General features: G+C 62.3%; 12 protein-coding genes. 6 read left to right on the forward strand and 6 right to left on the reverse strand.

The features are described from left to right. Positions 1-110: 110 nt before the first annotated feature. The 3 genes from Q7U49_RS15565 to Q7U49_RS15575 are packed head-to-tail and all read right to left on the reverse strand — an operon-like array spanning position 111 to position 3,554. Positions 111-566, reverse strand: coding sequence for a type II toxin-antitoxin system VapC family toxin (locus tag Q7U49_RS15565; RefSeq protein WP_304765778.1), 456 nt, complete (start codon positions 564-566; stop codon positions 111-113). Then, positions 563-937, reverse strand: a complete 375-nt coding sequence (locus Q7U49_RS15570; protein ID WP_304765781.1) for a hypothetical protein — start codon at positions 935-937, stop codon at positions 563-565. Before Q7U49_RS15570 ends, Q7U49_RS15565 begins: the two co-directional genes overlap by 4 nt. Before the next feature lie 28 nt (positions 938-965). Beyond that, positions 966-3,554, reverse strand: a complete 2,589-nt coding sequence (locus Q7U49_RS15575; RefSeq protein WP_304765784.1) for a cation-translocating P-type ATPase — start codon at positions 3,552-3,554, stop codon at positions 966-968. 241 nt (positions 3,555-3,795) lie between these two features. Between Q7U49_RS15575 and Q7U49_RS15580 the strand changes: the two genes are divergently transcribed. From Q7U49_RS15580 to radA, 3 genes are all read left to right on the forward strand, one after another. Next, positions 3,796-4,692, forward strand: a complete 897-nt coding sequence (locus tag Q7U49_RS15580) for a hypothetical protein (RefSeq protein WP_304765787.1) — start codon at positions 3,796-3,798, stop codon at positions 4,690-4,692. 101 nt (positions 4,693-4,793) lie between these two features. Then, complete coding sequence (locus Q7U49_RS15585; RefSeq protein ID WP_304765790.1) at positions 4,794-5,777, forward strand: PQQ-binding-like beta-propeller repeat protein; 984 nt, start codon at positions 4,794-4,796, stop codon at positions 5,775-5,777. 15 nt (positions 5,778-5,792) lie between these two features. Beyond that, positions 5,793-7,169, forward strand: a complete 1,377-nt coding sequence (gene radA, locus Q7U49_RS15590; RefSeq protein WP_304765793.1) for a DNA repair protein RadA — start codon at positions 5,793-5,795, stop codon at positions 7,167-7,169. A gap of 121 nt (positions 7,170-7,290) precedes the next feature. Here radA and Q7U49_RS15595 read toward each other — a convergent pair whose 3' ends face one another. Beyond that, positions 7,291-7,881 (reverse strand): glycine zipper 2TM domain-containing protein, encoded by a 591-nt coding sequence (locus tag Q7U49_RS15595; protein ID WP_304765796.1) that lies wholly within the window; start codon positions 7,879-7,881, stop codon positions 7,291-7,293. Positions 7,882-8,070: 189 nt separating this feature from the next. On the opposite strand from Q7U49_RS15595, the gene Q7U49_RS15600 reads away from it, so the two are divergent. From Q7U49_RS15600 to waaF, 3 genes are all read left to right on the forward strand, one after another. Then, positions 8,071-9,021 (forward strand): branched-chain amino acid transaminase, encoded by a 951-nt coding sequence (locus tag Q7U49_RS15600; protein ID WP_304765799.1) that lies wholly within the window; start codon positions 8,071-8,073, stop codon positions 9,019-9,021. 68 nt (positions 9,022-9,089) lie between these two features. Next, a complete protein-coding gene (locus Q7U49_RS15605; RefSeq protein WP_304765802.1) occupies positions 9,090-9,293 on the forward strand; it encodes a zinc-finger domain-containing protein in 204 nt (67 codons plus the stop codon). Between the two features lie 3 nt (positions 9,294-9,296). Then, entirely contained in the window at positions 9,297-10,301 is a 1,005-nt protein-coding gene (gene waaF, locus Q7U49_RS15610; protein WP_304765805.1) for a lipopolysaccharide heptosyltransferase II, read from the forward strand. A gap of 198 nt (positions 10,302-10,499) precedes the next feature. On the opposite strand, the gene Q7U49_RS15615 is transcribed toward waaF, so the two are convergent. Together Q7U49_RS15615 and Q7U49_RS15620 are read right to left on the reverse strand one after the other, a co-directional pair. Then, the gene (locus tag Q7U49_RS15615; RefSeq protein WP_304765808.1) at positions 10,500-11,828 is read right to left on the reverse strand and encodes an ATP-binding protein; all 1,329 of its coding nucleotides are present in this window, start codon (positions 11,826-11,828) and stop codon (positions 10,500-10,502) included. A 17-nt stretch (positions 11,829-11,845) separates the two neighbouring features. Continuing rightward, complete coding sequence (locus tag Q7U49_RS15620; protein ID WP_304765810.1) at positions 11,846-12,553, reverse strand: response regulator; 708 nt, start codon at positions 12,551-12,553, stop codon at positions 11,846-11,848. Positions 12,554-12,587 lie beyond the last annotated feature (34 nt).

A 12,587-nucleotide genomic window follows, 5' to 3' on the forward strand; every position in this document is an offset into this window, starting at 1 on the left:
TGCGGGTCAGACCACTCGCGCAGCGACGTGCTCTGACCCCAACTAATTGGAGCGGCTTGTGGGTCAGACCACTCGCGCAGCGACGTGCTCTGACCCCAACTGATTAGATTTCAGGGCAAGCTGCTCAAGTGCGCTTGCGCTGCCGTAGCCAGTTTTTGGTCAAAAGTGGCCAGCGGGCAAGTGAGTTCGGCGGCCAGCCAGAGGTAGGACGCGTCATAGGCGCTGAGCTGGTATTGCAGGGCCAGTGCGCAGACTGTCTGCACATCTATTTCATGCAATTCAATGGTCATGTCCAAAAATTGTGCCAAGCCGTCAGCAGCGTGAGCCTCGCCTCGACGTAATTTTTTGACTGCGACGCTGGTGATCTCAAACGGAAGCAAGTTGGGCGCATGCAGCGTGTGCCCTGTGATGCTTTGTTGGGCTTGTTGTTGCCATGATTCCTGAAACACAATGCCGGCCAGCGCACTGCAATCGACAACCAAAGGTGGACGCACCAAATACAGAGCAGGCGGTTCGGCCAGGAACAAAGTCGGGATGACCGATGACGCCGTTGAGGGGGTGCTCATCGGCTGTCCCTGTCTTCACGAATCATGTCGATACTTGATCCCTGACCTGGCACCGGGCCATTGGGGTACTTGGCTTTCAATTCTGCTGCCACTTGTTCCACCGTTTTCCAGCCGCGCCGAACGATCGGGTGACCCAATCGGTCGAATCCCACGACCGTACCAAAGCGGGCTGGTGCGCCCGGCTGTGTGGCCTGATCGCTGTTGTCCGTCGTCCGGACGGCGCTGGCATCAAGGCTGCTTGCCTCCGGCGCCACCACACGCTGGATCAGCGCCATGAGCTCGCCTTGCAGCGAGCGGTGGTTGCGCGCGGCGCGCTCGCGCAGGGCCTGGGCCCAGGCTTCGGGGACGTCTTTGATCGAGAGGTTTGGCATAGTGGCTCCAAAATGGATATTGGTTCCATTATGGCACCATTTTGCATTTGATGATCTTGAGCAATTCAAACCAAAGCACGCTGGCCAAGCCCAGACCTGCTGCGCCAGCCAGCCAAGACACAGGCAGGGCATCGAACAAAAACAAACTTGCCAGCCACGGCACATAAAGCACCAATCCCAGCAAGCCCAGGGCGGCGGTGACCACCATCCACAGCGTGCGGTTGGGCACCCACAGGCTGGCCCACAGCGAGCCGGCGCGGCTGCGGTTGGAAAAAATCAGCGCCAGGTTGGTGAACACCAGCACGGCAAAAGCCAGGGCGCGCATGCCGCCCTCGGTCAATTGGCCTGCGCCCCAGGCGGTGGCCAGCATCACCACGGCCAGCGCGCCCAGGCCCTGCAACAGCGCCAGCCCCAGCGCCATGCCGCCAAACAAAGGCTGCGTGACGTCGCGCGGCGGGCGCTGCATCACGTCGGATTCGGCCGGTTCGTTCTCGAACACCATCGAGCAGGCCGGGTCGATCACCAGTTCCAAAAATGCGATGTGCAGCGGGAACAGCACGGTGGGCCAGCCCAGCAGCACCGGTAGCAGCGCCATGCCGGCAATCGGCACGTGCACCGCCAGGATGTAGCTCATGGACTTGCGCAGGTTGTCAAAAATACGCCGCCCCAGGCGCACCGCACCGACGATCGAGGCAAAGTTGTCGTCGAGCAGCACGATGGAGGCCGCTTCGCGCGCCACGTCGGTGCCGCGCCCGCCCATGGCCACGCCGACATGCGCGGCTTTCAGGGCCGGCGCGTCGTTGACGCCGTCCCCGGTCATGGCGACCACCCCGCCCGCCGCTTTCAGTGCCTGCACAATGCGCAATTTTTGCGTCGGGGCGATGCGGGCGCAGATTTGCACGCTGCCCATGCGCTGCTGTAGCTCGGTGTCGCTCAAGTGCGTCAGCTCGTCGCCGGTCAGCAGCCCGTGTGGGCCGGGCTGGAGCCCGGCTTGCGCGGCAATGGCCAGCGCCGTGGCAGGATAGTCGCCGGTGATCATCACCACCCGGATGCCGGCGTTGTGGGCCTCCGTGACGGCCTGCGGGATCCCGGCGCGCAGCGGGTCGGCCAGGCCCAGCAGGCCGATGAACTCAAAATCAAAGTCGTGTTCGATGGCGGGCCAGTCCTCACCGTCGAAGCGTCCGCCTGCCACCGCCAGCACGCGCAGCCCTTTGGCGGCCATGGCCTCGACGGCGGCAGCCACACCCGCCTGGTCGGCGCTGTCCAGATGGCACAAATCCACAATGGCTTCCGGTGCCCCCTTGGCCGCCACCACATGGGCATCACCGACCCGGGCGCGCCAGACATGCGACATGGCACGCAGCTCGGGCGTCAGCCCGTAGGTTTGCATCAAGGTCCAGTCGCGGTGCAGGTGTTCGGTGTCTTGCAGGAAGTGTTGCCCCAGGCGATGAAAGGCTTTTTCCATCGGATCAAAGGGGTCGGTGACACTGGCCAGAATGGAATATTCCACCAGGGTGTGAAAGCACTCGGGCAAGTCGCTCGTGGTGGCGTAGTCGATACTCAGGCTGCCAGCCGACCCGGGGGATTCGGGCACAAAGAGTTCCGCCACCGTCATGCGGTTTTCCGTCAGAGTGCCGGTTTTGTCGGCGCACAGCACGCTGGTGGCGCCCAGGGTTTCAATGGCGGCAATGCGCCGGGTCAGCACGTTTTGCCGGGACAGGCGCCAGGCACCCAGGGCAGGGATCACGGTCAGCACCACCGTGAATTCCTGCGGCAGCAAGGCCATGGCCAGCGCAATGGCGGCCAGCAAGGCAGCCAGCCAGTCGCCCCGCATCAGGCCATAGGCGGCCAACAAAAACAGGCTGGCAAACAAGGCCACCAGCGCCAGCAGCTTGACCAGGCGCGCCATTTGTTGTTTCAATGGCGAACTCTCAAGGCCCAAGCCGCTCAGTGCCTGACCAATGCGGCCAATTTCGCTGTGCTTTCCCGTGGCCATCACGCGTGCCAAGCCGTGCCCGCGCACCAGCAGGGTGCCGGAATACAAGGTGTTGGCGGGGGAAGCGGCGGCGCCGGCCGGTTCGGGCTCGGTAGCCAGCTTGTCGACCGGCAGCGGTTCGCCGGTGAGCAAAGACTCATCCACCTGCATTTCCGAGCCCTGGATCAACACCGCGTCGGCCGCAATACGGTCGCCTTCGGCGAGCATCAGCACATCGCCGCGCACCACCTCGCGCCCGGCAATGCGCAGTGCGGCACCGTCACGCAGCACCAGGGCGCGCGGGCTGGTGAGGTCACGCAGGGATTCGATGGCGCGCTCGGTCTTGCCTTCCTGGTACAAGGTGAGGGCCAGCACCACCAGCACCAGACCGAATAGCACCAGGCCTTCCTGTAAATCACCCAGTACCAGGTAGAGCACGCCGGCGGCCAGCAGCAGCGCGAACATCGGGTCCGACAACGTGTCGCGCGCAATGGCCAGCAGGCCCCGCTTTTGACCATCAGGCAGCTCGTTGGGGCCATCGTCCTGGAGCGTTTGGCTGGCTTGCACTGTGCTGAGTCCGACGACCTCATCGGACCTTTGTGTGTTGGCGGCTGGGTTCAAGCCTTTGTCCAGATTTGTCATGGAGGTCCTCAAGTTATCACAAGGACAAGGCCAGCGCCTTGCGATAGGTCGCGCCAAAGCACAAGGTGGGCACGCCCCATGAGGCCATGGCTTGATCCGTTGATGACGCGCAAGCGCGTTAGTTTTCTATCATCGACCCGCAGAATTGTGACGTTTTGTAACTTTTGTTAGCGAAAACCCCTAGTATTAATTTAAATTAAGACTCTTAATATTCGCATGTACGCATCACAAGGAGATTCAAATGCAGTTCCATCTTCCCGTCAAACATTGGCTTTCCCGGCTTGCCAAGGCGACTTGTGTTGTTGGCCTCGGCCTGGCCTTCGCAGGCCTCAGCCAGGCTGACGACAAACCGTCCGGCAAGCGCACCATCGCCGAGCAGTTCATTCACGACATGAAAGAAGGCAAGATCAGCGAGGCGGGGGCCGATGACCATGTGGTGCAGGAGCTGATCATCAAGCGCAGCATTCCCATCACCTACAAGTACATCAACACCCTGATGAACACGCCCAACGCCTTTGGCCCGGGTGTGGCCTGCACGGTGTGCCACAACTCCAATGACCCCGGCAAGAGCTACCGCGGGCTGGACCTGTCCACCTGCAAGGGCATGATCGAAGGATCCACCGAGGCACCGAAACACGTGCTGTTCACGCCCGGTACCGACCCCAAGCGCGACATCCTCATACGCCGCCTGCGCAACAACCGGATGCCCCTGGGCCAGGGGTTCGAGAATTCCACCTTCACACCGAACCACATGCTGGTGAAACAATGGATTGCCGATGGCGCCAAGAACGACGATCACTTCAAGAAAAAAGTCCAGCCCCTGTTTAAAAAAGCCAACGCCTTCGGCCCCAACACACCTGCCTGCACCGCATGCCACATGTCCAACCAGGAACCCCCGAGCTTTCATGAGTTGAACCTGAACAGCTACGCCGGCATCATGCTGGGTGCCGACTCGGTGGCCAAGGGTGTGGACAAGGCCACCAAGGTCATCGTCCCCGGCGACCCTGCTGCGAGTTTTGTCTGGCAACACCTGTCGGAAGACCGCATGCCCCCCGGCATCGCACCGTCCGAGGCGCGCGACCATCCGAACACCACCATTCTTGCTGCCTGGATCAAGCAAGGAGCCAAGTGCGATTGATGGCGTTGGGAAGTCTGAACCGCCGCCACTTTTTGGCGGCCCTCACAGCCGGTGGGCTCTGGCCCACTGGTGTTGTTACTGCCGCAACCCAAAGCCCCCGGGTGCTCAGGCGTTGGACCAGTGGCAACAGCACGCTGGTGCCTCTGGCTTTGGTGAACGGGCAGATCCTGTTCGGTGGCGACATGACCTTGGGGCGTATCGACCCCGAGAATGCGAGTCCGGTGTGGAATGTGTCGCACCAACTCAGCAGCGACGCTGTCTACCGGCCGCGCGTGGCAGGCCAGTTGGTCATTGCCGGCGGCCAACATGAGTTGGGCGCCTGGCAATTTAAGGAGGGCCGGCGCCGCTGGCTGCACCAGGCCAACATCCAGGTGGGCACGCCCTTCGTCACGCCGGAGCGCACCTATGTCGGTGACGGGCACGAGTTGCTGGCCCTCGACAACCACACTGGCGCCATTGACTGGCGCTTTGCCGGCACGCCGGACACGCTGGCCAGTTATGCGCCCACCGTGGCCGGTGATACAGTTTTTTTCGGTCCGGGCAACGGCCTGCTGTACGCCTTGAACAAAGCTGATGGCGCGCTTAAGTGGCAGCTCGACGACAGCAGGGAATGGCAATACATGCGCCAGATGTACGTCAGCGGCAAGGTGCTGGTGGCGGGCACTTACACCGAGTTGTTGTATGGCATTGCCGTCGATAGCGGCAAGATCCTGTGGAAATTCAAGGCCGGCAACTTCATCAACTCGCACCATGTGGCCGGTGAAACGGCTTACCTGTGGTCACCCACGGGCTGGATCTACGCCATTGACGTGGCCACGGGCAAGGTGCGCTGGCGCCATCAGACCACCCGTTACGGCAAGCATGCTGCCAACTGGGGTCCCATGATGGCCGAACTGGTGACGTTTGAGGGCAAGTTGTATTGCCTGGACATGAACCAGGTGCTGCATGTGCTGGCGCTCGATGACGGACGTGAGTTGCTGCGCATTGCGTTTGCGCACGACCTGCGGCCCAGTGTGAGCCCGTTGAAAAATTCGCGGGCGGTGATGGCGTCCGAGAGCGGAGAAGTGCAGCTGGTGCAGTGGTAGGGCTAACATCCCCCCATGGCCAAAGAAAAAACCCACTACGTTTGCTCCGATTGCGGCGGCACCAGCCCCAAATGGCAGGGCAAATGCCCGAGCTGCAACGCCTGGAACACGCTGATCGAATCGGTCCCCGAGAGCGCCTCTCCGGTCAAGAACCGCTTTGCTTCCCTGGCCAAAACGGCCGAAATTGCCGTGCTGGGCGACATCGACGCGGTGGACATGGCGCGCACGCCCACCGGGCACGAAGAGCTGGACCGGGTGCTGGGCGGCGGCATGGTCGAGGGCGGTGTGGTGCTCATTGGCGGCGACCCCGGCATTGGCAAGTCAACCCTGCTGCTGCAGGCGCTGGATTCGCTGCAACGCAGCGGCCAAAGCACGTTGTACGTGACCGGCGAGGAAAGCGGCGCCCAGGTGGCGCTGCGCGCGCGCCGGCTGGGCCTGGACGGCTCGCAGGTCAGGGTGCTGGCGGAAATCGGGCTGGAGAAAATCCTGGCCACGCTGGCCTCCACCCAGCCCGACATTGCCGTCATCGACTCGATCCAGACGGTCTATTCTGATCAGCTGACCTCGGCGCCGGGCTCGGTGGCTCAGGTGCGTGAATGTGCTGCCCACCTAACGCGTGCCGCCAAGGCGAGTGGCGTCTGCATCGTGCTGGTGGGCCACGTTACCAAAGAGGGCGCGTTGGCCGGTCCGCGCGTGCTGGAGCACATGGTCGATACCGTGCTGTACTTTGAGGGCGACACCCACAGCAGTTTCAGGCTGGTGCGCGCCATCAAGAACCGTTTTGGCGCGGTCAACGAAATTGGTGTCTTTGCCATGACCGAAAAAGGCCTCAAGGGGGTCAGCAACCCGAGCGCCATCTTTTTGAGCCAGCACGCCGAGCCGGTGCCGGGCAGTTGTGTCATGGTCACGCTCGAAGGCACGCGCCCGATGCTGGTGGAAATCCAGGCGCTGGTGGACAACGGCGGACCGTCTCCCCGGCGCCTGAGCGTGGGTCTTGACAAGGACCGGCTGGCCATGCTGCTGGCGGTGCTGCACCGCCATGCCGGCGTGGCCTGCATGGACCAGGACGTGTTTGTCAACGCGGTCGGCGGCGTGCGCATTTCCGAGCCGGCGGCCGACCTGGCGGTGCTGCTGGCCATCACCTCGAGCCTGCGCGGCAAGCCGCTGCCGAAAGGTTTTTTTGCCTTTGGCGAGGTGGGCCTGGCCGGTGAGGTGCGTCCCGCGCCGCGCGGTCAGGAACGCCTCAAGGAAGCTGCCAAACTGGGCTTCAGCGTGGCCGTGGTGCCCAAGGCCAACCTGCCCAAGAACCTCAAGGCGAAAGACTTCGAGGGTCTGACGATCCACGCCGTCGAACGCGTCGAGCAGGCCATGGAAGTAGTGAGAAACTTATAACTTTGCGGGTCAGACAAAACTGAGACCTTGCGGGTCAGACCACTCGCGCAGCGACGTGCTCTGACCCCAACTGATCAGATGAACCCGCTCGTAGCGATGCGTTCACCCCAACCGATCAAGATCAGTTCCGCACCAGCACATCGCCAGACTTGCGTACCGCATCGCCAGACTTGAAACCAGGGTCTTGCTCGTAGTTGAATTCAGCCGTCTTGCCGTCGTTGTAGCGCACGCTCACCGTCCAGACCTTGCTGGCGTTCATGTTCTCCTGAACTTTCTTGCCGGCATAGGCACCGCCAGCGGCACCGGCAACGGTGGCCAGGGTTTTGCCCGTGCCGCCACCCACCTGGTTACCCAGCACCGCACCGGCCACGCCGCCGGCGATCATGCCCAGCGCATTACTTTCGCCAGGTTTTTCAGTGACCTTGACGGCCGTGACCGTGCCGCAAGTGGTGCACACCGCCGGCAATGTGGTTGGTTTGGGCGGCGCAAGGGCGGCCATCGCCTTGTCGTAAATCGCCTTGGCGTCACGGCGGCATTGCAGCCGCGCTTCTGACGAGGCTTCGTCAGCGCACAATTTCTTGTCGGCCTCATAACGCGCCTTCGCTGCGCTTGCGGTTGGAGTTTGCGCTTGTGCGCCCAGGTTGCAGGCCCCCAACAGCAGTCCAGCGGCCAGCCAGCCAGGGATGGAACGAGGGATCAAGGTGCGGCTCATGAAATTCTCCTGATATTGAACATGGCGCGGGCCGGCACACGAGCCAACCCAGGTTGGCGAAGAATACTGCGATTTCCCGGCTTTGCCCAACCGGATCCCACAAACGGCGAAATTCTCGCAACAGCACTTCGCCGGACCCGTAAAATCTGCCTTTTGCAGTATTGCCCCCTTAATCTGAAGGAATAACCGATGAGCCCCTTACCGCCCGACCTGTCTGACCGTGATGGAAAAATCTGGATGGATGGCCAGATGGTGGAATGGCGTGACGCCAAGATCCACGTTCTGACCCACACCTTGCACTACGGTTGTGGCGTCTTTGAAGGGGTGCGCGCCTACAAAACGGCCGACGGCACCGCCATTTTCCGGCTCGAAGAGCACACCCAACGGCTGCTTAACAGCGCCAAGATTTTGCGCATGAGCATTCCGTTCAGCAAGGAACAAATCATGCAGGCGCAAGTCGACGTGGTGCGCGCCAACAAACTCGAGTCCTGCTACCTGCGCCCCTTGAGCTGGATCGGCAGCCGCAAACTTGGCGTCAGCCCCAAGGGCAACCACATCCACCTGATGGTGGCGGCCTGGGCCTGGGGTGCTTACCTGGGCGACGAAGGCATGACACGCGGCATCCGCGTCAAGATTTCCAGCTACACCCGCCACCACGTCAACATCACCATGACGCAGGCCAAGGCGGTCAGCAATTACACCAACTCCATTCTGGCCAACACCGAAGCCTTGGACGACGGTTACGACGAAGCCATGCTGCTTGATGCCAATGGCTTCATCAGCGAGGGTTCCGGCGAAAACGTTTTTGTGGTGAAAGACGGCGTGGTCTACACGCCGGACCTGTCGGCCGGTGCGCTCAACGGCATCACCCGCAACACGGTGCTGCACATCTGCAAGGACCTTGGGATTGAAGTGGTGCAAAAGCGCATCACCCGTGACGAGATCTACATTTGCGACGAAGCTTTCTTCAGCGGCACCGCCGCTGAGATCACGCCGATTCGCGAACTGGACCGCATCGAGCTGGGCAAGGCCGGCTACGTGGGTACCCGCGGCCCGATCACCGAAAAAATCCAGAGCGCGTTCTTTGACATCGTCAACGGCCGCAACCCCAAATACGCCCACTGGCTGACGAAAATCTGAAACCTTGCGGGACAGACCAAGATTTGCGAAGCAAATTTGCTCTGTCCTCAACTGATCAAAGGACCCCCATGACAAGCGCAACCGTAGAACTGCTGGCCAAAGACCTGAACCACCAGGGCGGGGTGTATTGCCCCAGTCCGCTGGCCGACATGAAGCTGTGGAACAGCCATCCCAAGGTGTATCTGGACGTGGCCCGCACCGGCCAGGCCAAGTGCCCCTATTGCGGTACGGTGTACAAGCTCAAGGAAGGCGAGCATTTCCACGGTCATTGATCGGTGAAGCGCGCCCTCATCGTCGCCCCGCAATGGATTGGCGACGCGGTGATGACCGAGCCGCTGTTGCGTCGCCTCGCTGCTCGGGGTGAACAGCTGACCGTCGGCGCTTTGCCCTGGGTGGCGCCGGTTTACCGGGCCATGCCGCAAGTGGCCGATGTCATTGAATTCCCGTTCGCCCACGGCGGCTTGCAATGGCGTGAACGCTGGCGCATGGCCAGCCAGATCAGGGGCCGATTCGATGTGTCCTACATTTGCCCCAATTCACTCAAAAGCGCGCTGCTGCCTTTTCTGGCGGGCATTCCGACGCGGGTGGGTTATGTGGGCGAGGCGCGCTTTGGGCTCTTGACGCAACGCCTGAAAAATCCGGCCAAGGGGCAGCGCCCGCCGATGGTGGCGTTTTACTCGGCACTGAGCGGTGAGACGGATGTGGCGGCTGACCGACCACAATTGCAACTCGCTGCGCAGGAGGTGGATGCCGCCTTGCGCGCCTTGAACCTGACACGCCTGGGTTATCACGTGTTTGCGCCCGGCGCCGAATATGGCGACGCCAAACGCTGGCCTGCCGCCCACTTTGCCGCGCTGGCAGAACAACTGGATTTGCCGGTGGTGCTGCTGGGTTCGGGCAAGGAAGCCGCGCTGTGCGCCGCCATCGCCGACCCGGTCAACGTGCAGCGCCCAGGGCACTGCATCAATCTGGCGGGAAAGACCACTCTGGTTCAAGCTCTAGGGGTCAGTTCGGCTTGTAAAAGTGCGGTGAGCAATGATTCTGGCCTGATGCACGTGGCGGCGGGCTTTGGGGTGGCGCAGGTGGCCATTTTCGGCTCCAGCAGTCCGCTGCACACCCCGCCGCTCAATGCACTGGCCAAGGTGCTGTGGCTTAAATCAGACGCCGACTACCAGCCGCCACTGACGTGCGCACCTTGCTTTCAGCGTGTTTGCCCGCTGGGACACACGCGTTGCCTCAATGACATCCTGCCATCTCGGGTCAGGGCTTTGCTGGCGTAAAAAAAAGCCACCCGAGGGTGGCTTGTAAAGGTTCCCCCGAAGGAGGAACGTCGTTGGAAACTTCACGAACTCAGAGACGACATCAAAGAAGATCAAAGACGTTGACTAAGGTCTGTGCTTCATGACTGTGACAGCAGTGAGATGAACTATAGCGGCCATGCGGTGGTCCGGATATCCCCCAATTGGGGGGTTTGATACCTATTTTTTTGGCAGCTCAAGCACGAAGGTGGCACCGCCGCCGGGCCGGTCCTCGCAAGCAACGTGACCGCCGTGGCGCTGGGCGATGGCCTTGACCAGTGCCAGCCCCAGGCCGACACCGCCATCGCGCTCGGTGGCGCCAGGCAGCCGGTAAAACGGTTCGAAAATGCGTTCGCGCAATTCAGGCGGAACACCCGGCCCATGGTCCGACACCCGGATCACCACCAGGCTGTCGGTTTGGCTCAGGCTCAGGTGGATCTCGCCGGCACCGTAGCGGCGGGCGTTTTCCAGCAGATTGCGCACGGCTCGGCGCAGCAGCTTGCTGATGCCCGGGACCGCCAGCTCGGTGATGGCCGTGCCTGCATCCAGTGGCGCGGGCAGATCCAGTTCGGCATTGACCCGGCCACATTCCTCTGCGGCGAGGCCGATCAGGTCGACCGACTCAATGGTGCCCAGGTCGGCCTCGCGGGCGTCGAGGCGACTGGCCAGCAAAATCTCTTCGATCAATTGGTCCAGTTCGTTGATGTTGCGGGTGATCTCGGCCTTGAACGCCGAGGAGGTGCCGGCACTCATCAGTTCCAGCCCCATGCGAATGCGCGTCAGCGGCGAGCGCAGCTCATGCGAGGCATTGGCCAGCAGCGATTTTTGCGAAGCCAGCAGTGCTTCGTGCGAGTGCACCAGCGTTTGCACACGCTCGGCGGCCTGGTTGAAACGCCGGGCCAGGAAAGCCACCTCGTCTTCGCCGGTTTCCGGCACGCGGGCTGACAAATTACCTTCACCCCACTGCTGCACGCCGTTTTGCAGGCGTTCCAGCCGGCGTGTCAGCGTGCGCACGATCGGGTAAGTGGCCAGCGCCACGGCCAGGCCCACCCAGACCAGCATCCAGGCAAAGCCAAAAGGCGGGCGGCTCCAGAACGAGGCGGGGGCGCGCACCAGGTGCATGCGCATGGTTTGCCCATCGTGCATGCGCACCACAAATTCGGGGCCGCCACGGCCAGGCCGACTGACGCCAGGATGTGTTCTGGGGCGACTGGGATCGGTCAGCGCATCGGCTTCTGACGGCTCAGGCGGTGGCAACAGGGGCGTGAGTTCATAGCGGCGCATCATGCCTAGGCCCTGCTGATCGTGTTGTTGCGGCCCCAGTGCATCGTCGCCGGGCAGGGCGCGCGAACGCCCCTTGCCAATGATCTGACCCGCCTGGTTGCGCACCTCGATGTCGCGCAGCGGTGGCTCGGCCGCCAGTCGCCAGGCCCAGCCCACCAGCAAAATGAGCACGGCCACGGCCAGTACCACAGCCAGCCAGATGCGAACATAGAGCTTGTTGAACAAGTTGACCTCTTGGCGCTTCAGTCTTGTTGGCGGGCAAACACATAACCCACGCCGCGCACTGTCAGGATGCGTTTGGGGTCTTTGGCGTCGACCTCGATGGCGGCGCGGATGCGGCCCATGTGCACGTCGATGGAGCGGTCAAAGGCCTCAAGCTCGCGGCCGCGCACGGCTTCCATGATCTGGTCACGCGTTAGCACGCGCCCGGCACGCTCGCCCAAAGCGACCAGCAGGTCAAACTGGTAAGAGGTCAGCTCGCAGACTTGGCCGGCCACGCTGACCACGCGCGCATCACGGTCAATTTCCAGGCTGCCAAAACGCATGACGTTGTCGTTGCTCGGCGCTGGCGTCTCGCCATGGCGGCGCAGTACGGCGCGCACGCGCGCCAACAGTTCACGCGGCTCAAAGGGTTTGGGCAGGTAGTCGTCAGCGCCCATTTCCAGCCCGATGATGCGGTCCATCGGGTCGCCCTTGGCCGTGAGCATCAGAATCGGCGTTTGGGCCAGCGCGCCGGGCAGGGACCGAATGCGCCGGCACACTTCCAGGCCATCGATGTCGGGCAGCATCAAGTCCAGAATCACCAGGTCGGCGGGCTGGGCCTGCAAGGCGGCCAAGCCGCTCAAGCCTTCTCCGGCATGCGCGACCTGGTAACCGGACTGGCGCAGGTACTCGCTGACCATGTCGGCCAGGCGGGCATCGTCCTCGATCATCAGCAGGTGTTGGTTCATGGTTTTGAGTCTAGGGGCTAAGGGCATCCAGCGC

The organism is Rhodoferax sp., assembly GCF_030653815.1.
In the GTDB taxonomy this organism is placed as follows: domain Bacteria; phylum Pseudomonadota; class Gammaproteobacteria; order Burkholderiales; family Burkholderiaceae_C; genus Rhodoferax.

Bases quoted from the DNA above. Each gene is read 5' to 3' on its own strand.
- Q7U49_RS15570 (WP_304765781.1), bottom strand. From the start codon at position 937: ATGCCAAACCTCTCGATCAAAGACGTCCCCGAAGCCTGGGCCCAGGCC.
- Q7U49_RS15620 (WP_304765810.1), bottom strand. From the start codon at position 12,553: ATGAACCAACACCTGCTGATGATCGAGGACGATGCCCGCCTGGCCGAC.
- Q7U49_RS15600 (WP_304765799.1), top strand. From the start codon at position 8,071: ATGAGCCCCTTACCGCCCGACCTGTCTGACCGTGATGGAAAAATCTGG.
- Q7U49_RS15595 (WP_304765796.1), bottom strand. From the start codon at position 7,881: ATGAGCCGCACCTTGATCCCTCGTTCCATCCCTGGCTGGCTGGCCGCT.
- Q7U49_RS15565 (WP_304765778.1), bottom strand. From the start codon at position 566: ATGAGCACCCCCTCAACGGCGTCATCGGTCATCCCGACTTTGTTCCTG.
- Q7U49_RS15580 (WP_304765787.1), top strand. From the start codon at position 3,796: ATGCAGTTCCATCTTCCCGTCAAACATTGGCTTTCCCGGCTTGCCAAG.
- Q7U49_RS15575 (WP_304765784.1), bottom strand. From the start codon at position 3,554: ATGACAAATCTGGACAAAGGCTTGAACCCAGCCGCCAACACACAAAGG.
- radA (WP_304765793.1), top strand. From the start codon at position 5,793: ATGGCCAAAGAAAAAACCCACTACGTTTGCTCCGATTGCGGCGGCACC.
- Q7U49_RS15605 (WP_304765802.1), top strand. From the start codon at position 9,090: ATGACAAGCGCAACCGTAGAACTGCTGGCCAAAGACCTGAACCACCAG.